We start from the raw sequence: 22131 nt of genomic DNA on the forward strand, positions 1-22131 counted from the left end.
ACTTCCGTCGCCGATTGACTAGGCGGGTCGTCGCTTATAGAATGCGGCCCCCGCTTATGTGGGGTGTTCCGTTCGATCCCAGGATCGACGATACACACAGACGATAGGCCCTCACTGTTAGAGGTGGGGGTATTTTATTTTTGGAGTGATTTTTAATGGCAACGATCAACCAGTTGGTTCGTAAGCCGAGAAAACGCAAAGTTGAAAAAAGCGACGTTCCTGCTCTGCAGGCTAGCCCGCAGCGTCGCGGAGTTTGCACTCGTGTGTACACCACTACACCGAAGAAGCCGAACTCTGCACTGCGTAAGGTTTGCCGTGTGCGTCTGACCAGCGGTTACGAAGTAACTTCGTACATCGGTGGTGAAGGCCACAACCTGCAAGAGCACAGCGTGGTACTGATTCGCGGCGGTCGTGTAAAAGACCTGCCGGGTGTGCGCTACCACACTGTACGCGGTGCACTTGACTGTGCCGGCGTAAACGATCGCAAGCAGGGCCGTTCTAAGTACGGCGCCAAGCGTCCTAAAGGTTAATCACCTTTAACGATTTGCGTTTCGGTTTCCAACCGGAGTAAGGCTGAGCTCGCCGGATTGTAAGGTTTTACGGCGGCGTCTCGGAGTAACCCTGAAGAGAGGCAATACCCATGCCGAGAAGACGAGTAGTCGCCAAGCGCGAAGTACTACCCGACCCCAAGTTCGGGAACGTCACCCTGGCCAAGTTCATGAACCACGTCATGATCAGCGGCAAGAAGTCAGTTGCAGAGCGTATCGTATACGGTGCACTTGAAACTATTTCTGAAAAATTGAACAAAGATCCGATCGAAGTATTCGAAGAGTCTTTGGAAAATATCGCGCCTATGGTGGAAGTGAAGTCCCGCCGTGTTGGTGGTGCGACGTATCAGGTGCCTGTAGAAGTGCGCCCCTCGCGTCGTACGGCTCTGGCGATGCGTTGGTTGGTAGAGTTCTCCCGTAAGCGCGGTGAGAAATCTATGGCCCAGCGTCTGGCCAACGAGATGATCGACGCAGCCCAGAACAAGGGTGGCGCGGTCAAGAAGCGTGAAGATGTACACCGCATGGCAGAAGCCAACAAGGCATTCTCTCACTACCGCTTCTAAGTCTGATGAATACCAACATCGGAAATTAATACCGAAAGGCAGCACGGAAAATTCCAGGCTGCCTTTTGCCGTTATATCGAGGATACAACTGTGGCACGTAAAACGCCCATCGCACGTTACCGTAACATCGGTATCTGTGCCCACGTAGATGCCGGTAAAACTACCACTACCGAGCGCGTACTTTTCTACACTGGTCTGTCCCACAAAATTGGTGAAGTACACGAAGGTGCTGCCACCATGGACTGGATGGAGCAGGAGCAGGAGCGTGGTATCACCATTACTTCTGCTGCGACCACCTGTTTCTGGTCCGGCATGCAGCAGCAGTTCGACCAGCACCGCGTAAACATCATCGATACCCCGGGACACGTTGACTTCACTATTGAAGTTGAGCGCTCCTTGCGCGTACTCGACGGTGCTGTTGTTGTACTGTGTGGCTCCTCTGGTGTTCAGCCTCAGACTGAAACCGTATGGCGCCAGGCGAACAAATACGAAGTACCGCGCATGGTATTCGTAAACAAAATGGACCGCGCCGGTGCGAACTACCGCAACGTTGTGAGCCAGCTGAAAGACCGCTTGAACGCGAATGCTGTACCTCTGCAGATGACCATCGGCTCTGAGGACGAGTTCAAGGGTGTTGTTGACCTGGTGAAGATGAAGGCCATTCTGTGGAATGAAGCCGACCAGGGCATGACTTTCGACTACGCTGACATCCCCGCTGAGCTGCAGGACGAGTGCGACGAAATGCGCGAGTACCTGGTGGAAGCGGCAGCTGAAGCCAGCGAAGAGTTGATGGAAAAATACCTGGAAGAAGGTGAGCTGTCCGAAGAAGAAATCAAGGCAGCTATCCGTCAGCGTACCCTGGCCAACGAAATTGTACCGGTTCTGGGCGGTTCTGCGTTCAAGAACAAGGGTGTACAGGCTGTACTGGACGCAGTTATCGAATACCTGCCGGCGCCGACTGAAGTTAAGGCGATCGAAGGTACTCTGGAAGATGGCGAAACTGTTGAGAGCCGCGAAGCTGACGACAATGCGCCCTTCGCTGCACTGGCGTTCAAAATTGCTACCGACCCCTTCGTTGGTACCCTGACTTTCTTCCGTGTTTACTCCGGTAAGCTGGAGAGTGGTACTGCGGTATACAACTCCGTAAAAATGAAGAAAGAGCGTGTCGGTCGTATGGTGCAGATGCACTCCAACGATCGTCAGGAAATTAAAGAAGTACTGGCTGGTGACATCGCTGCTGCGATCGGTTTGAAAGACGTCACCACTGGCGACACCCTGTGCTCCGAAGCTAACAAGATTGTTCTCGAGCGTATGGAGTTCCCCGAGCCGGTAATCTCTGTTGCGGTTGAGCCCAAGTCCAAGCCGGACCAGGAGAAAATGGGTATTGCCCTCGGCAAGCTGGCCCAGGAAGACCCGTCCTTCCGCGTGAAGACTGACGAAGAAACCGGTCAGACCATTATCTCCGGTATGGGTGAATTGCACCTGGACATCATCGTTGACCGCATGAAGCGCGAGTTCAACGTTGAAGCTAACATCGGTAAGCCGCAGGTGGCCTACCGTGAAACTATCCGCAATACCTCTGAGATCGAAGGTAAGTTCGTTCGTCAGTCCGGTGGTCGCGGTCAGTACGGTCACGTATGGGTGAAGTTTGAGCCCGCCGAAGACGAGTCCCAGGAAGGTCTGGAATTCGTTAACGAAATCGTGGGCGGTGCGGTACCGAAGGAATACATTCCTGCGGTGCAGAAAGGTATCGAAGAGCAGATGAAGAACGGTGTTCTGGCTGGCTACCCGCTGCTGGGCCTGAAGGCGACTCTGTACGACGGTTCCTTCCACGATGTCGACTCCAATGAGATGGCGTTTAAAATCGCCGGTTCTATGGCGACCAAGAAACTGTCCAGCCAGGGCGGTGCGGTACTGCTTGAGCCGATGATGAAGGTTGAAGTAGTAACTCCGGAAGAGAACATGGGTGACGTGGTTGGCGACCTCAACCGTCGTCGCGGTCTCATTCAGGGCATGGAAGACAACCCCTCCGGTAAGGTTGTCAATGCGGAAGTACCTCTGGCAGAGATGTTCGGTTACGCAACCGACCTGCGTTCTGCGACTCAGGGCCGTGCTACCTACACCATGGAATTCCTGAAGTACGCCGAAGCGCCGAAAAACGTTGCCGATGAAATCATCGCCAAGACCAAGGCTTAATTAATTTCTGCTTAAAGGGGGCCGGGCCAACAGCTGGGGCCCCTTTGGCAAACTTTTAGCTAGAGGACATCTAAAGATGGCAAAAGAAAAGTTTGAACGTTCCAAGCCCCACGTGAACGTGGGCACCATCGGTCACGTTGACCACGGTAAAACCACCCTGACCGCTGCTCTGACCCGCGTATGTGCGGAAGTATGGGGCGGTGACGCTGTTGCTTTCGACGGTATCGACAATGCACCGGAAGAGCGTGAGCGCGGTATCACCATCGCTACCTCTCACGTTGAGTACGAGTCCCCGACTCGTCACTACGCGCACGTAGACTGCCCGGGACACGCCGACTACGTTAAGAACATGATCACCGGTGCTGCTCAGATGGACGGCGCTATCCTGGTATGTTCTGCAGCTGACGGCCCCATGCCGCAGACTCGTGAGCACATCCTGCTTTCCCGTCAGGTAGGTGTACCTTACATCGTTGTATTCCTGAACAAAGCGGACATGGTAGACGACGAAGAGCTGCTCGAGCTGGTAGAGATGGAAGTTCGCGAACTTCTGGACCAGTACGAGTTCCCGGGTGACGACACTCCGATCATCGTTGGTTCCGCTCTGATGGCCCTGAACGGCGAAGACGACAACGAAATGGGTACTACCGCTGTTAAGAAGCTGGTAGAGACTCTGGACGAGTACATCCCTGAGCCGGAGCGTGCGGTAGACCTTCCGTTCCTGATGCCGATCGAAGACGTATTCTCTATCTCTGGTCGCGGTACTGTTGTAACCGGTCGTGTAGAGCGCGGTGTGATCAACACTGGCGACGAGATCGAAATCGTTGGTATCAAAGAAACCACCTCTACTACCTGTACTGGTGTTGAAATGTTCCGCAAGCTGCTCGACGAAGGTCGTGCTGGTGAGAACATCGGCGCACTGCTGCGCGGCACCAAGCGTGACGAAGTAGAGCGTGGTCAGGTACTGGCTAAGCCGGGCTCCATCACTCCGCACACCAAGTTCGAAGCGGAAGTGTACGTACTGTCCAAGGACGAAGGTGGTCGTCACACCCCGTTCTTCAAAGGCTACCGTCCTCAGTTCTACTTCCGTACTACCGACGTAACTGGTGCGTGTGAGCTGCCGGAAGGTACTGAAATGGTAATGCCGGGCGACAACATTCAAATGGTTGTTACCCTGATCGCTCCGATCGCCATGGAAGACGGCCTGCGCTTCGCTATCCGCGAAGGTGGTCGTACCGTAGGTGCGGGCGTTGTTGCCAAGATCATTGAGTAATCGTTACTCTTGATCTAAATAAAAAGCCGCAGCGGACGCGCTGCGGCTTTTTTTATGTGCGCAAATTGGCATTGCCCGATGCAGGTGAATGATGCATTGAGCACCATTCCCATCTGCTATCCACTTCTTATCCCTGTTGCCCGCTTTTTATCCGTCAAGTCTATGGCCAATCCCGGCTTAGGTTGCAGCTCCTGCTGCCGCTGAACAGCTTGGTGAACTGTCGGCCACTCATCTCGACCAGCTCTTCGTGGTCGCCGGCCTCAAAGTAGATGGTTTCACGATGCCCGAGACTGCTGTCTAGTAGGGTGGTGATGCCGTAGGCCTGTCCGAGGACGGGCAGGGCGCCCAGTTCGCAGTCTGGGAATATGGCCCCGAGTTCGGTTTCCGACACCATTTGCAGAGAGTTGCGCCCGGTTTCTTCATGCAGCGCGCGCATATCGAGATTGCTGCTGGCCGGAATCACCGCCATTACATAGCCCTCCATATCTTGCAGCAAAATCGCTTTGGCGAGCTGATCCTCGCGCACATGGGCGGCGCGGGCGCTTTCGCGGCTGGTGTCGGTGTGTGGATGTTGAATCAAGTGGTAGTCGACCGAGCGGTCGCTGAGGTATTGACTCAGTGTTGCGGCGATAGTCATCTTTGGCTCCTCATTTCGCCTGGGGTATTCAATTGTAGTTTCAATAGATTGAAATTTGATCAGCCTGTACAGTTGACAGCCTGCTGTGCGCCCCGTAGAATTCGCGCTCCTTTTCGCCCGCCCTCGGGGCTGCGTAAGAGGACGTTCTTTAGTTAATAATTGGAGTTTGATTCCATGCAGGGTCAACGTATCCGTATTCGCCTGAAGGCCTTCGATCACAAGCTGATCGACGCGTCCACTCAGGAGATCGTAGAGACGGCTAAGCGCACCGGCGCACAAGTTCGCGGTCCTATCCCGCTGCCGACTCGCAAAGAGAAGTACACCGTACTGATTTCCCCGCACGTTAATAAAGACGCTCGCGACCAGTATGAGATTCGTACTCACAAGCGTTTGCTGGACATCGTTGAACCTACCGAGAAAACCGTCGACGCGCTGATGAAGCTCGATCTGGCGGCCGGTGTTGAGGTCCAAATTAGTCTCGGCTAACACTTTTACTAACTACCGAATCCCGAACGAAAAAGGTTCGGGTAGTGTAACGCTCTGAAATTGGGCGGCCGCAGTGGGTTAAAGCCCCGTGCACTGAGAGGTTAAAAAAGATGACTATAGGTATTGTCGGCCGCAAGAGCGGCATGACTCGCATCTTCACTGAAGATGGCGTATCCATTCCGGTAACCGTTGTTGAGGTTGCTCCGAATCGCGTCACCCAAGTGAAAACTCAGGAAACTGACGGTTACAGTGCTGTTCAAGTAGCAGTAGGCAGCCGCAAAGCTTCCCGTGTCTCCAAGCCCGCAGCGGGCCACTTCGCCAAAGCCAATGTAGAGGCTGGCACAAATCTTTTCGAACTGCGCACTGACGGTTCTGAAGAGACTTTCGAAATCGGTTCTGAAATTACTGTTTCCAGCTTCGAAGCTGGCCAGATGATCGACGTAACCGGCACTTCCAAAGGTAAAGGCTTCCAAGGCGGCGTTAAGCGTTGGAACTTCCGCACCCAGGACGCTACCCACGGTAACTCCCTGTCTCACCGCGCACCCGGTTCTATCGGTCAATGTCAGACTCCTGGCCGCGTATGGAAAGGCAAGAAAATGGCCGGACATATGGGTGCTGAGCGCGTAACCGTGCAAAACCTGGAAGTGGTTCGTGTCGATGCCGAACGCAACCTGCTGTTGGTTAAAGGCGCCGTACCCGGTGCACCCGGTGGCAACGTTATCGTTCGTCCGGCAGTTAAAGCCTAAGTCTGAGGGGAAATAGATATGGAACTGAATATCGCTACTCCCGAAGGCGCTAAAGGCACAGTAGCTGTCTCTGAAGTGACTTTCGGACGTGAGTTCAACCAAGATCTGGTACACCAGGCAGTTGTGGCCTATATGGCCGGCGCTCGCCAGGGTACCAAGGCGCAGAAAAATCGTTCCGATGTTTCTGGTGGTGGTAAAAAACCATGGCGCCAAAAAGGTACTGGCCGCGCACGTGCCGGTACTATCCGCAGCCCGCTGTGGCGTTCCGGTGGCGTAACTTTCGCCGCTGATCCGCGCGATCACAGCGTTAAGCTGAACAAGAAAATGTACCGCGCTGCACTGCGCTGCATCTTGTCTGAGCTGGCTCGTCAGGAGCGCCTGGTAGTGGTTGAGTCCTTCGACGTGGACGCGCCCAAGACCAAGCAGTTGGTAAGCAAGCTGGCTCAGTTTGATCTGTCCAATGCGCTGATCGTGACTGAAGAGGTTAGCGAAAACCTCTACCTGGCCGCACGCAACTTGCACAAGATCGACGTCCGCGATGTACAGGCGATCGATCCCGTAAGCCTGATTCGCTTTGACAAGGTCGTGGTTACCGTTTCTGCGCTCAAGAAAATTGAAGAGGTGCTGGGATGAACCAAGAGCGACTCTACAAAGTACTGCTGGGCCCGGTAATTTCCGAAAAAGCTGCTGGACTGGCCGATAGCGCCAACCAGGTAGTTTTCAAGGTTACCACCGACGCCGAAAAAGCTGAGATCAAGGCTGCGGTTGAGAAGCTGTTTAACGTTTCCGTTGAGCAGGTTCGCACCGTGAACGTAAAGGGCAAAACCAAGCGCACTCGCAATGGCATGGGCCAGCGCAGCGACTGGAAAAAAGCCTACGTTCGCCTGGCTGAGGGCAGCGACATCAACTTTGAAGCTGCTGAGTAAAGGGGACAGTTACAATGGCAATTGTAAAAACAAAACCGACCTCCGCCGGCCGTCGTCACCTGGTTAAGGTTGTTAACCCCGACCTGCACAAAGGTGCTCCTCACGCTCCCCTGCTGGAAAGCAAGAGCAAGAGCGGTGGCCGTAACAACAACGGTCGTATCACCACCCGTCATATCGGTGGTGGTCACAAGCAGCACTACCGTGTAATCGACTTCAAGCGCAACAAAGACGGTATTCCGGCTAAAGTTGAGCGCCTGGAGTACGATCCGAACCGCAGCGCACACATCGCTCTGGTGTGTTACGCCGACGGTGAGCGTCGTTACATTATCGCACCGAAAGGCCTGAAAGCAGGTGCCACCATTCAGTCCGGCGATGCCGCACCGATTGTTGTGGGTAACACTCTGCCTCTGCGCAACGTTCCGGTAGGTTCTGTAATTCACGCGATCGAGCTGAAGCCTGGCAAAGGCGCACAGCTGGCCCGTTCTGCTGGTGCCTCTGTGCAACTGGTAGCTCGTGAAGGTCAGTACGCGACCATTCGTCTGCGTTCCGGCGAAATGCGCAAGGTTCTCGCTGAGTGCCGCGCAACCCTGGGTGAAGTGAGCAACTCCGAGCACAGCCTGCGCAAGCTGGGTAAAGCCGGTGCTGCACGCTGGCGCGGTGTTCGTCCTACCGTTCGCGGTGTGGCGATGAACCCGGTAGATCACCCGCACGGTGGTGGTGAAGGCCGTACCTCTGGTGGTCGTCATCCGGTTACTCCGTGGGGCGTTCCGACCAAGGGTAAGAAAACGCGCAAGAACAAGCGCACCGATAAGATGATTGTACGTCGTCGCGGCAAGTAAGCCGCGCGATGTCTGAGCAGCTAGAGAGGAATCGACAGTGCCACGCTCATTAAAGAAAGGTCCCTTTATTGATCTGCATTTGATCAAGAAGGTGGAGGCAGCGATTGCAGCAAACGATCGTCGGCCGATTAAAACCTGGTCCCGCCGTTCCATGATTATGCCGGAAATGGTTGGACTGACGATTGCCGTGCACAACGGTCGTCAACACGTGCCCGTTTTGGTTAACGAAGAAATGGTTGGCCATAAACTGGGCGAGTTCGCTGCTACCCGCACTTACCGCGGTCATGCTGCGGACAAGAAAGCGAAGAAGCGCTAAGCCGAGGTTAAAAAGATGGAAGTAGCAGCAAAATTACGCGGCGCACGTCTATCGGCGCAAAAGGCGCGACTGGTAGCTGATCAGGTTCGCGGCAAAGGCGTTGAAGAAGCCCTGGATATACTGGCGTTCAGTACTAAAAAGGGTGCGGCGATCATTAAGAAAGTACTGGAGTCGGCCATTGCCAATGCCGAGCACAACGAAGGTGCTGACGTTGACGAGCTGAAGGTTTCCACAATTTTTGTGGACGAAGGTATGACCATGAAGCGCATTAAACCGCGTGCCAAAGGTCGTGCTGATCGCATTCTTAAGCGTACTTGTCACATCACTGTGAAAGTAGCCGAGAAATAACAGAGCAGGCGAGAAAACCATGGGACAAAAAGTACATCCTACCGGCATTCGTCTGGGTATCGTTAAAAAGCATACCTCTGTTTGGTATGCCGGCAGCGACGAGTACGCAGACAAGCTGTACACGGATCTGAAAGTTCGCGAATTTATTCGCAAAAAACTGGCCCACGCTTCTGTGAGCCGTATCGAGATCGAACGTCCGGCAAATACTGCACGTGTGAGAATTCACACTGCACGCCCGGGTATCGTAATCGGTAAAAAAGGTGAAGACGTAGAACGTCTGCGCAATGAAGTAAGCGCGCAGATGGGCGTACCTGTGCACATCGACATCGAAGAAGTGCGCAAGCCTGATATGGACGCCGCTCTGGTTGGCCAGAACGTTGCCCAGCAGCTGGAACGCCGCGTTATGTTCCGTCGCGCTATGAAGCGTGCCGTGCAAAACGCTATGCGTCAGGGTGCCGAAGGTATCAAGATTCAAGTAAGTGGCCGTCTCGGCGGTGCAGAAATCGCGCGTACCGAATGGTATCGCGAAGGCCGTGTGCCCCTGCACACTCTGCGCGCCAACATCGACTACGCCAATGTTGAAGCGAAGACAACTTACGGCATCATCGGTATCAAGGTGTGGATCTTTAAAGGCGAAGTCATCGGTGACGAAGTACCCGATGAGAAGCCGGTAAAGAGCCGCAAAAAAGCTGCTAAATAAGGGGTACGCAAATGCTACAACCAAAGCGTACAAAATTCCGCAAGGTACAGAAGGGTCGCAACCGCGGTCTTGCTCAGCGCGGCTCTAAAGTGAGCTTTGGCGAGTTTGGCCTTAAGGCTACCGGTCGTGGTCGCATTACTGCGCGCCAGATCGAAGCGGCTCGTCGCGCAATGACTCGTCACATTAAACGTGGCGGTAAAATCTGGATTCGAGTGTTTCCAGACAAGCCAATTACCAATAAGCCCCTCGAAGTTCGTATGGGTAAAGGTAAGGGTGGCGTTGAATACTGGGTAGCTCAGATCCAGCCGGGTAAAGTCCTCTATGAGATGGAGGGTGTATCCGAAGAGCTGGCTCGCGAGGCTTTCGCACTTGCTGCGGCCAAGCTACCTGTAAAGACAACTTTCGTTAAGCGTTCGGTGATGTAATGAAGACTGCAGATCTACGCGAAAAGTCAGTTGAAGAGCTGAACCAGGAACTGCTGAACCAGCTCGAAGCTCAATTTAAGCTTCGGATGCAAAAGTCCACCGGTCAACTGGCTCAGACTCATCTGCTGAAGCAGACTCGTCGCGACATTGCTCGCATAAAGACTGTGTTGACCGAGAAGGCAGGTAATTAATCATGGCTGAAGCAAAACTGAAGCGTACTCTGACCGGTAAGGTTGTGAGTGACAAGATGGATAAAACCATCACCGTTTTGATCGAGCGCCGTGTTAAGCACCCGATCTACGGCAAAATTGTGAGCAAGTCCACAAAGCTTAAGGCTCATGACGAGAACAACGATTGCAGCATCGGTGATGTTGTAACGATCGAGGAATCTCGTCCGCTGTCCAAGAGCAAGTCCTGGTCCTTGCAGAAAATTGTAGAGCGTGCGGCGAAGGTATAACCCCTAGCGCATTGACTGCCGAATTGAAAGGTTTCGGAGAGAGACAATGATTCAAGCGGAATCCTACTTAGAAGTAGCTGACAACAGTGGGGCTCGCCGCGTCATGTGCATCAAGGTGCTGGGCGGCTCCCATCGTCGTTATGCCGGCGTGGGCGACATTATTAAGGTAACCGTTAAGGAAGCCATTCCCCGCGGTAAAGTGAAGAAAGGTCAGGTAATGAACGCGGTTGTGGTTCGCACCAAGAAAGGTGTGCGCCGTACCGATGGTTCCCTGATTAAATTTGACGATAACGCAGCGGTGCTGCTGAACCAGCAACTGGCGCCGGTTGGCACCCGTATTTTTGGTCCGGTAACTCGCGAACTGCGCGGTGAGAAGTTCATGAAGATCATCTCCCTCGCTCCCGAAGTTATCTAGGCCTCGAGCGGAGAAGAGTTATGCGCAAGATCAAGCGTGACGACGAAGTGATCGTTATCGCCGGTCGTGACAAGGGCAAACGTGGTTCAGTACGTAAAGTACTGAACGACGGTCGCCTGATTGTCTCCGGCATACAGATGATCAAAAAGCACCAAAAGCCAAACCCACAGATGGGTATTGCAGGTGGCATCGTTGAGAAAGAAGCTGCTATCCAAGCTTCCAACGTAGCTATCTTCAACCCTAGCACCCAGAAGGCTGACCGGGTGGGCTTTAAAGTACTGGAAGACGGCACTAAGATTCGCGTCTTCAAATCCAGCGGCGAAGCCATCTAAGGCTCTTGACGCAAAAGCAGGTTGGTAGATCATGGCAAAGCTTAAAGAGCTCTACACTAAGGACCTCGTGGCCAAGCTAAAAGAAGAGCTTGGTCTCGAGAATGTGATGGCAGTGCCGCGCATCACCAAGATCACCATCAACATGGGTGTTGGTGAAGCGATTGGTGATAAGAAGGTGCTGGAGCACGCTGTCAACGATATGACAGCAATTACTGGTCAAAAGCCCATCGTTACTAAAGCGCGCAAGTCTATTGCGGGCTTTAAGATTCGTGACGGTTGGCCGATCGGCTGCAAGGTAACTCTGCGCGGTGAGCGCATGTATGAGTTCCTGGAGCGTTTGGTTGACATCGCGATTCCGCGTATCCGCGACTTCCGTGGCATTAGCCCGAAGCAGTTCGACGGCCGCGGTAACTTCTCTATGGGCGTGACTGAGCAAATCATCTTCCCGGAAATTGACTACGACAAAGTAGACAAACTCCGCGGTCTGGATATTTGTATTACCACTACAGCTGCAAACGACGATCAAGGTCGTGCGCTGCTGAAAGCGTTCAACTTCCCTTTCAAGGGTTAAGAGGATTCCATGGCGAAGAAATCCATGATTGCGCGCGAAAACAAGCGCGCTCGAACCGCAGCTAAGTACGCCGAAAAGCGTCAAGAGCTGAAGGCGATCATCGCCAGTTCCACTGCTTCCGAAGAGGAGCAGTGGGAGGCTCAACTCAAGCTGCAGAAAATGCCGCGCGATGCAAGCCCGGTACGTCAGCAACGCCGCTGTCGTATTACTGGTCGCCCCCACGCTGTATACCGCAAGTTCGGCCTGTGCCGTAACAAGCTTCGCGAAGCTGCGATGCGTGGTGATGTTCCTGGCCTCGTGAAGTCCAGCTGGTAATTACCGGCTGGTTTAAGGCAGATTTGAGGAGTCTCATAAGATGAGTATGCAAGATCCGTTGGCAGATATGCTGACTCGCATCCGCAATGCCCTGGCGCGCGGAAAGGCGGAAGTCACCCTGCCATCATCCAAACTGAAAGTAGCAGTGGCCAACGTCCTGAAAGACGAAGGTTACGTTACTGATTTAAACGTAAGCGAAGGCGCTAAGCCGGAACTGACCATTGCTCTGAAATACTTCCAGGGCAAGCCGGTTATTGCCGAGCTCAATCGCGTTTCCCGTCCGGGCCTGCGCGCTTACACTGGTAAAAAAGCTCTGCCTACCGTACGTGGTGGCCTGGGTATCGCGATCGTTTCCACCTCTAACGGTGTGATGACTGACCGCGCTGCACGTCAGGCCGGTATCGGTGGCGAAGTGCTTTGCACCGTATTCTAAGCGGGGGTTGCAATGTCTCGAGTAGCAAATAGTCCGGTAGTTATCCCCGCAGGTGTAACCGTAGACCTGAAAGGTCAAAATATCGCTGTTAAAGGCGGTAGCGGTAACCTGGATATGGTTATTCACGGTGATGTAGAAGTGAGCGAGGCTGAAAGCCAGCTGACTTTTGCCGCGCGCAATAACTCCAAGCAGGCCAAAGCGCTGGCGGGTACTACCCGTGCTCTGGTCAATAACATGGTGATAGGCGTAAGCAAGGGCTTCGAGAAGAAGCTGCAGTTGCTGGGTGTTGGTTATCGTGCGAAAGCAGCCGGTAAAGCGGTTAACCTGACCCTGGGCTTCTCCCATCCGATCGATTATCAGTTGCCGGAAGGTGTGACTGCGGAAACTCCATCCCAGACTGAAATCGTACTGAAGAGCAGCAATAAACAGCTGCTGGGCCAAGTGGCCGCTGAGATCCGTGCGTTCCGTCCGCCGGAGCCCTACAAAGGTAAGGGTGTCCGTTATGCCGACGAGCGTGTGTATCGCAAAGAGGCCAAGAAGAAGTAAGTAGGGCATAGATATGAACGTTAAGAAAGCATCTCGCTTGCGTCGTGCACGTCGTGCCCGCGCCAAGATCCGTGAGCTGGGCGCCGTTCGCCTCACCGTGAACCGCACCCCGCGCCACATTTACGCACAGATCCTGTCTGCCGAAGGCAGTGCGGTATTGGCTTCCGCCTCTACCCTGGACAAGGACCTGCGCTCTGGTAAAACCGGCAACGCTGACGCTGCTGCCGCAGTTGGCAAACTGATCGCTGAGCGCGCGAAAGCCGCTGGCGTTGAACAAGTTGCCTTCGATCGTAGCGGCTTCAGATACCATGGCCGTGTTAAGGCTCTGGCTGACGCTGCCCGCGAAGCCGGTCTGAAATTCTAAGGGTTGAGTTATGGCTAGAGAGAAAGACAAAAGCAACGACGAAGGCCTGCAGGAGAAGCTGGTCCAGGTCAACCGCGTTGCCAAGACTGTTAAAGGTGGTCGTATCTTCGCCTTTACCGCACTGACTGTCGTTGGTGATGGCAATGGCCGTGTCGGCTTCGGTCGCGGCAAGGCGCGTGAAGTGCCTGTAGCGATTCAGAAGGCGATGGAAGCTGCACGCCGCAACATGATCCAGGTAGATCTGAATGGTGACACCATCCAGTACGCTACCAATGGTCGCCACGGCGGTTCCAAGATTTACATGCAGCCCGCTTCCCAGGGTACCGGTGTAATTGCCGGCGGTGCTATGCGCTCCGTACTGGAAATGGCTGGCGTAAACAACGTATTGGCTAAGTGTTACGGCTCCACCAACCCGGTGAACGTCGTACGTGCAACTTTCAAAGCTCTGGAGCAAATGCAGAGCCCGGAAGATGTCGCTGCCAAGCGCGGTAAATCTGTCGAAGAGATTCTGGGCTAATCACAGCCCGGATTTAAGGTTATTGGTGGGTTAAGACCATGGCTAAAAAGACCATTAAAGTGACCCAGACCAAAAGCATCAACGGACGCCTGAAAAGTCATCAGGCGTGCGTTGCGGGTCTGGGCCTGCGCCGTATCGGCCACACAGTGGAAGTGGAAGATACTCCTTCCGTGCGCGGCATGATCAATAAAGTTAACTACCTGGTTAAGGTTGAAGGGGAATAACATGCGTTTGAACGACTTGTCTCCTGCACCGGGCCACAAGCACAGCGCCAAGCGCGTTGGTCGCGGCATTGGTAGTGGATTGGGTAAGACCGGTGGCCGCGGCCACAAAGGTCAGAAAGCGCGTTCCGGCGGCAGTGTTCGTCCGGGCTTCGAAGGCGGTCAGATGCCTTTGCAGAAGCGTCTTCCTAAGTACGGTTTCACCGCGCGTGTTTCTCGCTTCACCGCAGAAGTACGTCTGGCTGAGCTGGCGAAGGTAGAAAATGACGTAATCGATTTGGCAGCGCTTAAGAATGCCGATATCATCGGCAGCCATATTAAACGCGCCAAAGTGTTCCTCTCAGGTGAGCTGACCAAAGCTGTTACCGTTAAGGGTCTGGGAGTTACCAAAGGTGCAAAGGCAGCGATTGAAGCTGCTGGCGGTAAAATAGAAGACTAATCGAGGCGCCAATGGCACGACCAGGATCCGGTGGAAATCCCCTGGGCAACAGCAAGGGATTGGGCGAGCTTTGGGCTCGCCTTCGTTTTCTGTTTCTAGCGATTCTTGTTTATCGTCTGGGGACACATATTCCGGTGCCCGGCATTGATCCGGAAAAGCTGTCAAACCTGTTTAATCAGAACCAGGGAACCATTCTTGGCCTGTTTAACATGTTTTCAGGCGGCGCCCTGGAAAGGATGAGTATTCTGGCGCTGGGCATCATGCCCTACATCTCCGCGTCCATCATCATGCAGTTGATGAGCGCGGTGACTCCCTCTCTGGAAGCGCTGAAGAAGGAAGGGGAGGCCGGAAGGCGTAAGATCAACCAGTACACCCGCTATCTGACGGTATTGCTGGCCCTGATTCAGGGTATCGGCATGACTTTCGGCTTGGCAGGGCAGAACCTGGCTTACTCATCTGAGCCGGCGTTTGGTTTTTACTTTGTGGCGGTCACGTCACTGGTGACTGGTGCTGTATTTATGATGTGGCTCGGTGAGCAGATCACTGAGCGCGGTGTTGGCAACGGCATTTCCATGCTGATTTTTGCCGGTATCGTCGCCGGCTTGCCCGGTGCCATCGGCCAGGCATTTGAACAGGCGAGACAGGGTGAGCTGCACATACTCATGCTGCTGATGATTGGCGTCATCGCTCTTGCTGTAGTGTTCTTTGTGGTTGTTATGGAGCGCGGCCAGCGCCGCATCACCATCAACCACGCCAGGCGCCAAGCGGGGCGTTACTCCGCAGCTCCGGCTGCGCAGTCGAGCCACTTGCCGCTCAAGGTAAATATGGCCGGCGTAATTCCGGTAATCTTTGCCAGCAGTATCCTGCTGTTCCCGGCCACACTGGCACAGTGGTTTGGCCAGGGCGGGGAAGGTCTCGGTGCAGAGATCCTGCAGTGGATGGCGTTGCAGCTTGGGCCAGGGCAACCGCTGAACATTATTCTGTTCGCACTGTTGATTGGTTTCTTCTGTTTCTTCTACACGGCGTTGATGTTCAACCCGAATGAAGTGGCAGATAACCTGAAAAAGTCCGGTGCTTATGTGCCAGGTATTCGCCCTGGAGAGCAGACGGCCCGCTATATCGATAGCGTGCTGACTCGCCTCACCCTGGTGGGTGCTGTATACATCGCATTGGTATCCCTGCTGCCGCAGTTCCTGGTGGTTGGGTTTAACGTTCCCTTCTATCTGGGGGGTACCTCACTACTGATCGTTGTAGTCGTAGTGATGGACTTTATGGCACAGGTACAGTCGCACCTGTTGTCACACCAGTACGAGGGTTTGATGAAAAAATCTAACCTGCAAAGCTACGGTCGTCGCTAGGGCGTCACCTGCTCGCAGTTTGATTGAATTGAGGTAAGGTCATGAAAGTACGTGCTTCTGTAAAAAAGATCTGCCGTAACTGCAAAATCGTGCGTCGCAAGGGTGTTCTGCGGGTAATCTGCAGCGCTGAGCCGCGTCACAAGCAGCGTCAAGGCTAAGAAGGGGCCAGCCCCTTGCGGAGAGCGCCCTCTGGGCGCCTCTGTAAAAGCTGGAAGAATTCGCCACTCGATACAGCCCCGTATCGGATGGCAACACCCCGGGAACTTTTTGGGGTGGGAAGTGAGCAACAGCGAGCTTCCAACTGGGGGCGTTGACTGTCGTCTTCATCCGCTTCGGGGGACCGCTGCGGACGTTGGCTATTGCAAATTAGTGTCTGAAAAGCTATTCTTGCGCGCCTTTTTGGTGGCGCCGCCGGTTTTTTAGTCGCTGTCAGCGCCGAAATCAAAGTAGAGTCACATACTTATATATAAAGCAGTGGCTCCAATACGTGGAGTATGCCTCTATGGCACGTATTGCTGGTGTCAATGTACCAGACCACAAGCACGCCGTAATCTCCCTGACCCACATTTATGGGGTTGGTCGCACTACGGCTAAGTCTATTTTGGCAGCGGTTGGTATCGCTGAATCCACCAAAATCCGCGAACTGTCTGAAGAGCAGATCGAAACCATCCGTGGTGAAGTTGCAAAACTGACCGTGGAAGGCGACCTGCGCCGTGAAATATCCATGAACATCAAGCGTTTGATGGACCTGGGTTGTTATCGCGGTCTGCGTCACCGTCGCAGCTTGCCGCTGCGTGGTCAGCGCACCAAGACCAATGCTCGCACCCGTAAGGGTCCGCGCAAGCCGATTCGCAAGTAAGCCTTAACTAAGGCGCGAAATCGCGGTTCAAGATGCCCCGTCCGGCTAATCGCCGAGGGGATTTGATACAGGATTTAGGATACTGGTATGGCTAAGCCAAAAACTACTGTTCGCAAAAAGGTCAAAAAGACCGTTGTCGACGGTATTGCCCACATCCACGCATCGTTCAACAACACGATCGTGACGATCACTGATCGCCAGGGTAATACCCTCAGCTGGGCCACCGCAGGTGGATCTGGCTTCCGTGGCTCGCGTAAGAGCACCCCGTTTGCAGCCCAGGTTGCCGCTGAGCGCGCAGGTACTGCAGCTCAGGAATACGGCCTGAAAAACCTCGACGTAGAAGTTAAGGGCCCCGGCCCCGGTCGCGAATCTGCCGTTCGCGCACTGAACAACTGCGGCTACAAGATCACCAACATCACCGACGTGACGCCAATCCCGCATAACGGATGTCGTCCACCTAAAAAGCGTCGCGTGTAAGAGGGGGCTGACAAAATGGCACGTTATATTGGACCAAAATGTAAACTGTCCCGTCGTGAAGGGACTGACCTGCAGCTGAAGAGTGGTGTTCGTCCGCACGACTCCAAGTGTCGCGCAGAATCCAAGCCCGGCCAGCACGGCGCGGGTCGCGGTCGTCTGTCCGACTACGGTATTCAGCTGCGTGAAAAGCAAAAAGTTCGTCGTATCTACGGCGTACTGGAAAAGCAGTTCCGTAACTACTATAAGGAAGCGGCACGTCTGAAGGGCGCTACAGGTGAAAACCTGCTGCAACTTCTCGAGCAGCGTCTGGACAACGTGGTTTACCGCATGGGCTTCGGCTCAACTCGCTCTGAAGCGCGTCAGCTGGTTTCCCACAAAGCGATTCTGGTAAACGGCACTACCGTTAACATCCCTTCTTTCCAGGTTAAAGAAGGCGACGTTATCGCTGTACGTGAAAAAGCCAAGAAGCAGCTGCGTATCCAGAATTCCGTTTCCCTCGCTGCCCAGCGTGGCGATGTCGAGTGGGTAGACGTAAACGCGAGCAAACTGGAAGGCACTTTCAAGCGCACTCCGGATCGTGTCGATCTGCCGGCAGAGATCAACGAAAACCTTATCGTGGAACTGTACTCTAAGTAACAATTAGTCCACTTTAAGGAATGCAACTGTAAACAGGTATGGCTATGCAGACTGCTGTCAACGAGTTTTTGACACCGCGTCGTATTGACGTCACCGAGTACAATCCGAATCACGCCAAAGTGATTCTGGAGCCCCTGGAGCGTGGCTTTGGCCACACTCTTGGCAATGCGCTGCGTCGCATCCTGCTGTCCTCCATGCCGGGCTGCGCCGTCACCGAGGTGGAAATCGAAGGTGTCGAGCACGAGTACAGCGCGATCGAAGGTGTGCAGGAAGATGTAATTGAAATCCTGCTCAACCTGAAAGAAATCGCCGTTGTTATGCACGGTAAGGATCAGGCGGTATTGAGCCTGAGCAAAAAGGGCCCAGGTGCAGTGACTGCTGGAGATATCCAGGTAGATCACGACATCGAGATCGTTAATCCTGAGCACGTGATTGCCAATATTACTGGTGATGTCGAGCTCAACCTGCGTCTCACTGTAGCGCGCGGTCGCGGCTATCAGCCCGCCGATGCTCGTCGTGACGAGGAAGAGGAAAGTCGTGCAATTGGCCGTCTGCAGCTGGATGCTTCATACAGCCCAGTGCGTCGCGTTTCCTACAGCGTGGAAAGCGCGCGTGTAGAGCAGCGCACCGACCTGGATAAGCTGGTTCTGGACCTGGAGACCAACGGTACCCTGGACCCGGAAGAGGCAATTCGTCGCGCCGCCACTATCCTGCAGCAACAGCTCGCAGTATTTGTGGACCTGGAAGGCGAGAAGGATGCACAACCGAAGGCTGAAGAGCCGGAAGTTGATCCGGTACTGCTGCGCCCGGTAGACGATCTGGAGCTGACTGTACGTTCGGCTAACTGTCTGAAAGCGGAAAATATCTACTACATCGGTGACCTGATCCAGCGCACTGAAGTAGAACTGCTGAAGACGCCGAATCTTGGTAAGAAGTCTCTGACTGAAATCAAGGATGTACTGGCTTCCCGCGGTTTGTCCCTGGGTATGCGCCTGGAAAACTGGCCGCCGGCCAGTCTGAAAGGCGACAGCAAGTTAAGCCCCCTGTAAGCATTTGGTAGTCGCGGCGATGCTGCGACTAGTAGAAAGAACCCGAGCGGTGCTACAGCTTAGCGCGACACCGCTCCAGAACGACCTGCTGTGACAGCAACTTAGGTCGTAAGGAATTGAGTCATGCGTCATCGCTATAGTGGCCGTAAATTCAGCCGCACGAGCGCTCACCGCAAGGCCATGTTCAAGAACATGAGCGCCTCTCTGGTGGAGCACGAACTGATCAAAACCACACTGGCCAAAGCCAAAGAACTGCGTCGCGTTGCCGAGCCGCTGATCACTCTGGCTAAGAAAGACAGTGTTGCTAACCGCCGTCTGGCTTTCGCTCGTATCCGTGATAAGGATGCTGTGCGCAAGCTGTTCGATGAGCTGGGTCCTCGTTACGAAGCCCGCCCTGGTGGTTACATCCGTATCATGAAGTGCGGTTTCCGCGCTGGTGATAAGGCGCCGATGGCATACGTTGAGCTGGTAGACCGTCCTCAAGTAGAAGACGAAGCTGCTGAAGCTTAAGCGTTGCTAGTTAGCGCTACGGAAGGCCGGTCTTAGACCGGCCTTTTTTTTGCGGTAAGGAGATTTTTGTATGTCTTTTGAGCAGTTGTTAAAACGTTTGAACCCGGAGATTGTGGGTAGCTTAAAGCGGGCTATTGAGCTTGGAAAATGGCCCAATGGTGTTGTGCTAACTTCTGAGCAACGCAGCCTCTGTGCAGAAGCCGTTTCCAACTGGGAATCCGCCAATCTACCGAGGGAGCAGCAGGTGGGTTATGTGGCGCCAAAGACCAAGGATGAGCCCTGCGTGGGCAAGAAAGATGATGAGCAGGCTGTAAACTGGGTTGGCTAGTTGATGCTGGGGAAGATATTGACGCGCCGTTCATTGGAGCGGGCGTTATTTCCTTTTATGCCCTTCCATTTCTCTGCTTAGATAGTTAGCGATAGGCAAATATATAATTTCTAATTTGCTCGGTAACTAATTATGAAGAAACTAATTTTTCTTGTCGGGGTGGCAGTCCTCGCCGTTGTAGCGGTCGATCACTACGATATTGATGTGCGCTCAGGCGTGGAGAAAGTACGCCATATAATAAAGCCGCTAAAAGATGACAGTGGCTCAGCACAGAATATTTCTGACAGTATGCCCCAGCCACAGTTGGAAAATACTGAAGACGAAGAGCTGTTAAATCACCCCCGTGTTCAAGCTTATCTGGATCGGGAGAGTGTGAAGCAGGCACTGAAGGATTACTTTGCCGGTCTGGGGGAATTCTCCGCTGAAGAGGCCTGGGATACCATTGAAAAAATAGAGCGGGAAGCGCGTGTTAGCGCCTCCGAAGCACTCTCGATGAAATTGGCCTGGCTGGAAAAAAATACTCCAGACCGAACTGAATTTATCCGCCGGGCAGAAGCGCTATTTAATGTTTATCGGGATAAAGCGCAAATAGCCATTAGGGATTACGATCCCGCCGCCGAGGAGCCCGGTTTTTCCTCCTATAAGGCTATGGAGCGCTCTATCGTCGAGGAGGTTCAGCAGATGACGTCCTTTCCCGAGGGTATGAGCAAGGATGAATACTTGCGCAAGCGCCTGCAGGAAGCTCGCGAGTCTGTATATGGCAGTTAATTTTCCAAAGCGCTGCCAGTGAGTTGCTGGCAGCGCTGAACTTCCATTCTTACTACATAAATAAGGCGATCAGGTCATAGAACCAGTTAGTGTTATTCTCATAGTCTGAGACGTCGTCTGTTTCGTAGGCCCGAATCATCCCGCCGCCGTTATGATTGATAATATTGTCGAGAAAATCCTCTAGCTCAAGCCCGTGCTCAGCAATCTCACCATAGTTTAAATCGATAATGGTGGTGCAGTGGCTCTCATTGAGGTTGCGGAACATGGGGAAGTAATAACCCCAGTTGCTGGTTTGCTCCAATAGTGGAATCAAGTTTTCATGGGTGTCTTTTTGCCAGCGCTGGCGCAATTTATTCAGGCGGGATTCTGCATCTGGATCATTGTAAATATCCTCATAGAATCTTTCGTAAGAGTAAGACGAGAAGTTCCCGTCAGCAAGAAAGTGGGTAATACCCAGGCGGTCAGCGGGGAATTTGTTGGATAGGGCTGCATAAATGGATGCTAATTCATTGGCCTCAAATCCGGGAGTTATTGCCGAGAGCATGGCGATAGGGTTTTCTGCGCTGGGATTACTGCTCGGCGTGTAGCTTGTCCAGGCGCTGATTACCTCCTTATGCAGTGGCAGTGAGGGGAATGTGGCGCTGTCTTCGCCATCGAGGGGAGCCTGGTAAAGAGGGCCGGAATCGTCGAGCAGATAACCGTAGTCAACGTCCATATCCTCGCGCAGTTTTGAATAGTTTAGCAGGGCGCCAATACTGCCCGCGCTACATCCCGTCGCGAGCATTTGTTTGGGCTTCTGTAAATTATTCTTGACCCAGGATGTTACAGCTTGCACATTGCGCAATCCATTGTGGTGCCAGATAAGATCTGGGTTTTCGCCGCTACTATCTGCGTATATTTCTGTTTTATCCCCGACATAAATGTCCCCGGTGCAATATGGGACATAAACCATATTCCATTCACCGGTTTTGTATTGGTCGTAGGGGTGGTGAGTGTAAATTAAGGGGGAGACCCCGGCAGTGGCAATGTTGTCGAGATTGGTGAAATCTAACAGGTGTACATTGCTGAGGTAGTCGTCGGGAATGCCATTGGGATTGCGGGCGCCGCGAATGCCGGTTTGCCCTGAACAGCTCTCATAATCCCAGCAGGCGCCACCACCTTCAAAGTAAAAAATAGTGTTGCTGGTATCGGGAACCCGATGAACAAAAAACTTATAGGCTGAACCGTTTCCACACATGGCGCCAGTGCTGGCAGGGACATCAATTTTTTGCCAGGTATTATAGTCTGCGGGATCAAAGTCATCATCGAAGTCAGGGTCGTCCATTGTTAGTGGGTACATTCCCTGAGTTTGTTGTGAGGTTACCGGTTCGTCGGCGCTGGGTGGATTGAGTAAATGTTTGAGAGTTGTCCAAAAGTTATAGTCGCCTGGTTCTGCATGGGCGGCCGTGCTGATAAGTAGTGAGATCGATATGAATATCGAGATAAAACTGCGGAGAATTTTTATCATTATTAGTCCCCTGTCGGTATTGTTGGTTT

36 protein-coding genes are annotated in these 22131 nt (G+C 53.5%); 34 read left to right on the plus strand and 2 right to left on the minus strand.

Annotated elements, in window-relative coordinates; all coding sequences use genetic code 11:
• Positions 1-155: 155 nt before the first annotated feature.
• The 4 genes from rpsL (at position 156) to tuf (ending at position 4577) form a co-directional block, all read left to right on the plus strand.
• Positions 156-530, plus strand: coding sequence for a 30S ribosomal protein S12 (rpsL, locus tag ACJJIK_RS17575; protein WP_108731651.1), 375 nt, complete (start codon positions 156-158; stop codon positions 528-530).
• Positions 531-640: 110 nt separating this feature from the next.
• On the plus strand, positions 641-1111 hold the full coding sequence (rpsG, locus tag ACJJIK_RS17580; protein WP_152451131.1) for a 30S ribosomal protein S7: 471 nt from the start codon (positions 641-643) through the stop codon (positions 1109-1111).
• 90 nt (positions 1112-1201) lie between these two features.
• A complete protein-coding gene (fusA, locus tag ACJJIK_RS17585) occupies positions 1202-3307 on the plus strand; it encodes an elongation factor G (RefSeq protein WP_282934400.1) in 2106 nt (701 codons plus the stop codon).
• A 76-nt stretch (positions 3308-3383) separates the two neighbouring features.
• Positions 3384-4577: an elongation factor Tu gene (tuf, locus tag ACJJIK_RS17590; protein WP_444929555.1), complete on the plus strand. Its 1194-nt coding sequence runs from the start codon at positions 3384-3386 to the stop codon at positions 4575-4577.
• Between the two features lie 160 nt (positions 4578-4737).
• Here tuf and ACJJIK_RS17595 read toward each other — a convergent pair whose 3' ends face one another.
• Positions 4738-5214, minus strand: a complete 477-nt coding sequence (locus ACJJIK_RS17595; RefSeq protein ID WP_444929559.1) for an aminoacyl-tRNA deacylase — start codon at positions 5212-5214, stop codon at positions 4738-4740.
• Positions 5215-5388: 174 nt separating this feature from the next.
• On the opposite strand from ACJJIK_RS17595, the gene rpsJ reads away from it, so the two are divergent.
• The 30 genes from rpsJ to ACJJIK_RS17745 all read left to right on the plus strand — a co-directional run bounded on the left by rpsJ (position 5389) and on the right by ACJJIK_RS17745 (position 20595).
• A complete protein-coding gene (gene rpsJ / locus ACJJIK_RS17600; RefSeq protein ID WP_010133849.1) occupies positions 5389-5700 on the plus strand; it encodes a 30S ribosomal protein S10 in 312 nt (103 codons plus the stop codon).
• A 110-nt stretch (positions 5701-5810) separates the two neighbouring features.
• Positions 5811-6446, plus strand: a complete 636-nt coding sequence (rplC, locus tag ACJJIK_RS17605) for a 50S ribosomal protein L3 (RefSeq protein ID WP_108731654.1) — start codon at positions 5811-5813, stop codon at positions 6444-6446.
• Positions 6447-6464: 18 nt separating this feature from the next.
• The gene (rplD, locus tag ACJJIK_RS17610) at positions 6465-7079 is read left to right on the plus strand and encodes a 50S ribosomal protein L4 (RefSeq protein ID WP_444929560.1); all 615 of its coding nucleotides are present in this window, start codon (positions 6465-6467) and stop codon (positions 7077-7079) included.
• Positions 7076-7372: a 50S ribosomal protein L23 gene (gene rplW, locus ACJJIK_RS17615; protein WP_282934398.1), complete on the plus strand. Its 297-nt coding sequence runs from the start codon at positions 7076-7078 to the stop codon at positions 7370-7372. The genes rplD and rplW overlap by 4 nt, the downstream gene beginning before the upstream one ends.
• Before the next feature lie 14 nt (positions 7373-7386).
• Positions 7387-8211, plus strand: a complete 825-nt coding sequence (rplB, locus tag ACJJIK_RS17620) for a 50S ribosomal protein L2 (RefSeq protein ID WP_444929561.1) — start codon at positions 7387-7389, stop codon at positions 8209-8211.
• A 37-nt stretch (positions 8212-8248) separates the two neighbouring features.
• On the plus strand, positions 8249-8527 hold the full coding sequence (rpsS, locus tag ACJJIK_RS17625) for a 30S ribosomal protein S19 (protein WP_069946924.1): 279 nt from the start codon (positions 8249-8251) through the stop codon (positions 8525-8527).
• Positions 8528-8542: 15 nt separating this feature from the next.
• Positions 8543-8875 carry a 50S ribosomal protein L22 gene (rplV, locus tag ACJJIK_RS17630; protein ID WP_282934397.1) on the plus strand — a complete coding sequence of 111 codons (333 nt, stop codon included), beginning with the start codon at positions 8543-8545 and terminating at the stop codon, positions 8873-8875.
• Positions 8876-8894: 19 nt separating this feature from the next.
• Positions 8895-9575, plus strand: a complete 681-nt coding sequence (rpsC, locus tag ACJJIK_RS17635) for a 30S ribosomal protein S3 (protein ID WP_444929562.1) — start codon at positions 8895-8897, stop codon at positions 9573-9575.
• Between the two features lie 11 nt (positions 9576-9586).
• Positions 9587-10000, plus strand: a complete 414-nt coding sequence (gene rplP, locus ACJJIK_RS17640; RefSeq protein WP_282934395.1) for a 50S ribosomal protein L16 — start codon at positions 9587-9589, stop codon at positions 9998-10000.
• Positions 10000-10191 carry a 50S ribosomal protein L29 gene (gene rpmC, locus ACJJIK_RS17645; protein WP_020411392.1) on the plus strand — a complete coding sequence of 64 codons (192 nt, stop codon included), beginning with the start codon at positions 10000-10002 and terminating at the stop codon, positions 10189-10191. The genes rplP and rpmC overlap by 1 nt, the downstream gene beginning before the upstream one ends.
• Positions 10192-10193: 2 nt before the next feature.
• Positions 10194-10457: a 30S ribosomal protein S17 gene (gene rpsQ / locus ACJJIK_RS17650; protein ID WP_444929563.1), complete on the plus strand. Its 264-nt coding sequence runs from the start codon at positions 10194-10196 to the stop codon at positions 10455-10457.
• Between the two features lie 46 nt (positions 10458-10503).
• Positions 10504-10872: a 50S ribosomal protein L14 gene (gene rplN, locus ACJJIK_RS17655; protein ID WP_444929564.1), complete on the plus strand. Its 369-nt coding sequence runs from the start codon at positions 10504-10506 to the stop codon at positions 10870-10872.
• Between the two features lie 20 nt (positions 10873-10892).
• Positions 10893-11204, plus strand: a complete 312-nt coding sequence (gene rplX / locus ACJJIK_RS17660) for a 50S ribosomal protein L24 (RefSeq protein WP_444929565.1) — start codon at positions 10893-10895, stop codon at positions 11202-11204.
• Positions 11205-11235: 31 nt separating this feature from the next.
• Entirely contained in the window at positions 11236-11775 is a 540-nt protein-coding gene (gene rplE / locus ACJJIK_RS17665) for a 50S ribosomal protein L5 (RefSeq protein ID WP_020411396.1), read from the plus strand.
• 9 nt (positions 11776-11784) lie between these two features.
• Positions 11785-12090 carry a 30S ribosomal protein S14 gene (gene rpsN / locus ACJJIK_RS17670; RefSeq protein WP_020411397.1) on the plus strand — a complete coding sequence of 102 codons (306 nt, stop codon included), beginning with the start codon at positions 11785-11787 and terminating at the stop codon, positions 12088-12090.
• A 40-nt stretch (positions 12091-12130) separates the two neighbouring features.
• Complete coding sequence (rpsH, locus tag ACJJIK_RS17675; RefSeq protein WP_108731662.1) at positions 12131-12523, plus strand: 30S ribosomal protein S8; 393 nt, start codon at positions 12131-12133, stop codon at positions 12521-12523.
• 12 nt (positions 12524-12535) lie between these two features.
• Positions 12536-13069 carry a 50S ribosomal protein L6 gene (gene rplF, locus ACJJIK_RS17680; RefSeq protein ID WP_444929566.1) on the plus strand — a complete coding sequence of 178 codons (534 nt, stop codon included), beginning with the start codon at positions 12536-12538 and terminating at the stop codon, positions 13067-13069.
• 13 nt (positions 13070-13082) lie between these two features.
• Positions 13083-13433 carry a 50S ribosomal protein L18 gene (rplR, locus tag ACJJIK_RS17685; RefSeq protein WP_282934392.1) on the plus strand — a complete coding sequence of 117 codons (351 nt, stop codon included), beginning with the start codon at positions 13083-13085 and terminating at the stop codon, positions 13431-13433.
• Positions 13434-13443: 10 nt separating this feature from the next.
• Complete coding sequence (gene rpsE / locus ACJJIK_RS17690; RefSeq protein ID WP_444929567.1) at positions 13444-13950, plus strand: 30S ribosomal protein S5; 507 nt, start codon at positions 13444-13446, stop codon at positions 13948-13950.
• Positions 13951-13988: 38 nt separating this feature from the next.
• On the plus strand, positions 13989-14174 hold the full coding sequence (gene rpmD / locus ACJJIK_RS17695) for a 50S ribosomal protein L30 (RefSeq protein WP_020411402.1): 186 nt from the start codon (positions 13989-13991) through the stop codon (positions 14172-14174).
• Position 14175: 1 nt separating this feature from the next.
• A complete protein-coding gene (gene rplO, locus ACJJIK_RS17700; protein WP_108731666.1) occupies positions 14176-14610 on the plus strand; it encodes a 50S ribosomal protein L15 in 435 nt (144 codons plus the stop codon).
• A gap of 11 nt (positions 14611-14621) precedes the next feature.
• The gene (gene secY / locus ACJJIK_RS17705) at positions 14622-15968 is read left to right on the plus strand and encodes a preprotein translocase subunit SecY (RefSeq protein ID WP_444929568.1); all 1347 of its coding nucleotides are present in this window, start codon (positions 14622-14624) and stop codon (positions 15966-15968) included.
• Positions 15969-16009: 41 nt separating this feature from the next.
• The gene (rpmJ, locus tag ACJJIK_RS17710; RefSeq protein ID WP_010133825.1) at positions 16010-16126 is read left to right on the plus strand and encodes a 50S ribosomal protein L36; all 117 of its coding nucleotides are present in this window, start codon (positions 16010-16012) and stop codon (positions 16124-16126) included.
• Positions 16127-16470: 344 nt separating this feature from the next.
• Positions 16471-16827 carry a 30S ribosomal protein S13 gene (gene rpsM / locus ACJJIK_RS17715; protein ID WP_282934388.1) on the plus strand — a complete coding sequence of 119 codons (357 nt, stop codon included), beginning with the start codon at positions 16471-16473 and terminating at the stop codon, positions 16825-16827.
• Between the two features lie 87 nt (positions 16828-16914).
• Positions 16915-17304 (plus strand): 30S ribosomal protein S11, encoded by a 390-nt coding sequence (gene rpsK, locus ACJJIK_RS17720; RefSeq protein WP_020411406.1) that lies wholly within the window; start codon positions 16915-16917, stop codon positions 17302-17304.
• A gap of 15 nt (positions 17305-17319) precedes the next feature.
• Positions 17320-17940: a 30S ribosomal protein S4 gene (gene rpsD / locus ACJJIK_RS17725; protein WP_108731669.1), complete on the plus strand. Its 621-nt coding sequence runs from the start codon at positions 17320-17322 to the stop codon at positions 17938-17940.
• A 44-nt stretch (positions 17941-17984) separates the two neighbouring features.
• Entirely contained in the window at positions 17985-18989 is a 1005-nt protein-coding gene (locus ACJJIK_RS17730) for a DNA-directed RNA polymerase subunit alpha (protein ID WP_444929569.1), read from the plus strand.
• A gap of 123 nt (positions 18990-19112) precedes the next feature.
• Positions 19113-19499, plus strand: coding sequence for a 50S ribosomal protein L17 (gene rplQ, locus ACJJIK_RS17735; protein ID WP_108731671.1), 387 nt, complete (start codon positions 19113-19115; stop codon positions 19497-19499).
• Between the two features lie 70 nt (positions 19500-19569).
• On the plus strand, positions 19570-19827 hold the full coding sequence (locus ACJJIK_RS17740) for a YeaC family protein (RefSeq protein WP_444929570.1): 258 nt from the start codon (positions 19570-19572) through the stop codon (positions 19825-19827).
• A 132-nt stretch (positions 19828-19959) separates the two neighbouring features.
• Positions 19960-20595, plus strand: coding sequence for a hypothetical protein (locus ACJJIK_RS17745; protein ID WP_444943469.1), 636 nt, complete (start codon positions 19960-19962; stop codon positions 20593-20595).
• 52 nt (positions 20596-20647) lie between these two features.
• On the opposite strand, the gene ACJJIK_RS17750 is transcribed toward ACJJIK_RS17745, so the two are convergent.
• Positions 20648-22102: a pectin acetylesterase-family hydrolase gene (locus ACJJIK_RS17750; protein ID WP_444943470.1), complete on the minus strand. Its 1455-nt coding sequence runs from the start codon at positions 22100-22102 to the stop codon at positions 20648-20650.
• Positions 22103-22131: the final 29 nt, after the last annotated feature.

The organism is Microbulbifer regidiadema (SeqCode) (assembly GCF_052466995.1).

Coding starts and splice junctions, on each gene's coding strand:
- ACJJIK_RS17745 (WP_444943469.1), top strand. CDS start 19,960: ATGAAGAAACTAATTTTTCTTGTCGGGGTGGCAGTCCTCGCCGTTGTA.
- rpsQ (WP_444929563.1), top strand. CDS start 10,194: ATGGCTGAAGCAAAACTGAAGCGTACTCTGACCGGTAAGGTTGTGAGT.
- rplB (WP_444929561.1), top strand. CDS start 7,387: ATGGCAATTGTAAAAACAAAACCGACCTCCGCCGGCCGTCGTCACCTG.
- rplV (WP_282934397.1), top strand. CDS start 8,543: ATGGAAGTAGCAGCAAAATTACGCGGCGCACGTCTATCGGCGCAAAAG.
- rplR (WP_282934392.1), top strand. CDS start 13,083: ATGAACGTTAAGAAAGCATCTCGCTTGCGTCGTGCACGTCGTGCCCGC.
- rpsK (WP_020411406.1), top strand. CDS start 16,915: ATGGCTAAGCCAAAAACTACTGTTCGCAAAAAGGTCAAAAAGACCGTT.
- rplF (WP_444929566.1), top strand. CDS start 12,536: ATGTCTCGAGTAGCAAATAGTCCGGTAGTTATCCCCGCAGGTGTAACC.
- rpsM (WP_282934388.1), top strand. CDS start 16,471: ATGGCACGTATTGCTGGTGTCAATGTACCAGACCACAAGCACGCCGTA.
- ACJJIK_RS17730 (WP_444929569.1), top strand. CDS start 17,985: ATGCAGACTGCTGTCAACGAGTTTTTGACACCGCGTCGTATTGACGTC.
- ACJJIK_RS17595 (WP_444929559.1), bottom strand. CDS start 5,214: ATGACTATCGCCGCAACACTGAGTCAATACCTCAGCGACCGCTCGGTC.
- ACJJIK_RS17740 (WP_444929570.1), top strand. CDS start 19,570: ATGTCTTTTGAGCAGTTGTTAAAACGTTTGAACCCGGAGATTGTGGGT.
- rpsJ (WP_010133849.1), top strand. CDS start 5,389: ATGCAGGGTCAACGTATCCGTATTCGCCTGAAGGCCTTCGATCACAAG.
- rplC (WP_108731654.1), top strand. CDS start 5,811: ATGACTATAGGTATTGTCGGCCGCAAGAGCGGCATGACTCGCATCTTC.
- rplE (WP_020411396.1), top strand. CDS start 11,236: ATGGCAAAGCTTAAAGAGCTCTACACTAAGGACCTCGTGGCCAAGCTA.
- rplN (WP_444929564.1), top strand. CDS start 10,504: ATGATTCAAGCGGAATCCTACTTAGAAGTAGCTGACAACAGTGGGGCT.
- rpsH (WP_108731662.1), top strand. CDS start 12,131: ATGAGTATGCAAGATCCGTTGGCAGATATGCTGACTCGCATCCGCAAT.
- rplX (WP_444929565.1), top strand. CDS start 10,893: ATGCGCAAGATCAAGCGTGACGACGAAGTGATCGTTATCGCCGGTCGT.
- ACJJIK_RS17750 (WP_444943470.1), bottom strand. CDS start 22,102: ATGATAAAAATTCTCCGCAGTTTTATCTCGATATTCATATCGATCTCA.
- rpmJ (WP_010133825.1), top strand. CDS start 16,010: ATGAAAGTACGTGCTTCTGTAAAAAAGATCTGCCGTAACTGCAAAATC.
- rpmD (WP_020411402.1), top strand. CDS start 13,989: ATGGCTAAAAAGACCATTAAAGTGACCCAGACCAAAAGCATCAACGGA.
- rpsC (WP_444929562.1), top strand. CDS start 8,895: ATGGGACAAAAAGTACATCCTACCGGCATTCGTCTGGGTATCGTTAAA.
- rpsN (WP_020411397.1), top strand. CDS start 11,785: ATGGCGAAGAAATCCATGATTGCGCGCGAAAACAAGCGCGCTCGAACC.
- rpsL (WP_108731651.1), top strand. CDS start 156: ATGGCAACGATCAACCAGTTGGTTCGTAAGCCGAGAAAACGCAAAGTT.
- rplW (WP_282934398.1), top strand. CDS start 7,076: ATGAACCAAGAGCGACTCTACAAAGTACTGCTGGGCCCGGTAATTTCC.
- rpmC (WP_020411392.1), top strand. CDS start 10,000: ATGAAGACTGCAGATCTACGCGAAAAGTCAGTTGAAGAGCTGAACCAG.
- secY (WP_444929568.1), top strand. CDS start 14,622: ATGGCACGACCAGGATCCGGTGGAAATCCCCTGGGCAACAGCAAGGGA.
- rplD (WP_444929560.1), top strand. CDS start 6,465: ATGGAACTGAATATCGCTACTCCCGAAGGCGCTAAAGGCACAGTAGCT.
- rplQ (WP_108731671.1), top strand. CDS start 19,113: ATGCGTCATCGCTATAGTGGCCGTAAATTCAGCCGCACGAGCGCTCAC.
- rplP (WP_282934395.1), top strand. CDS start 9,587: ATGCTACAACCAAAGCGTACAAAATTCCGCAAGGTACAGAAGGGTCGC.
- tuf (WP_444929555.1), top strand. CDS start 3,384: ATGGCAAAAGAAAAGTTTGAACGTTCCAAGCCCCACGTGAACGTGGGC.
- rpsD (WP_108731669.1), top strand. CDS start 17,320: ATGGCACGTTATATTGGACCAAAATGTAAACTGTCCCGTCGTGAAGGG.
- rpsE (WP_444929567.1), top strand. CDS start 13,444: ATGGCTAGAGAGAAAGACAAAAGCAACGACGAAGGCCTGCAGGAGAAG.
- rplO (WP_108731666.1), top strand. CDS start 14,176: ATGCGTTTGAACGACTTGTCTCCTGCACCGGGCCACAAGCACAGCGCC.
- rpsG (WP_152451131.1), top strand. CDS start 641: ATGCCGAGAAGACGAGTAGTCGCCAAGCGCGAAGTACTACCCGACCCC.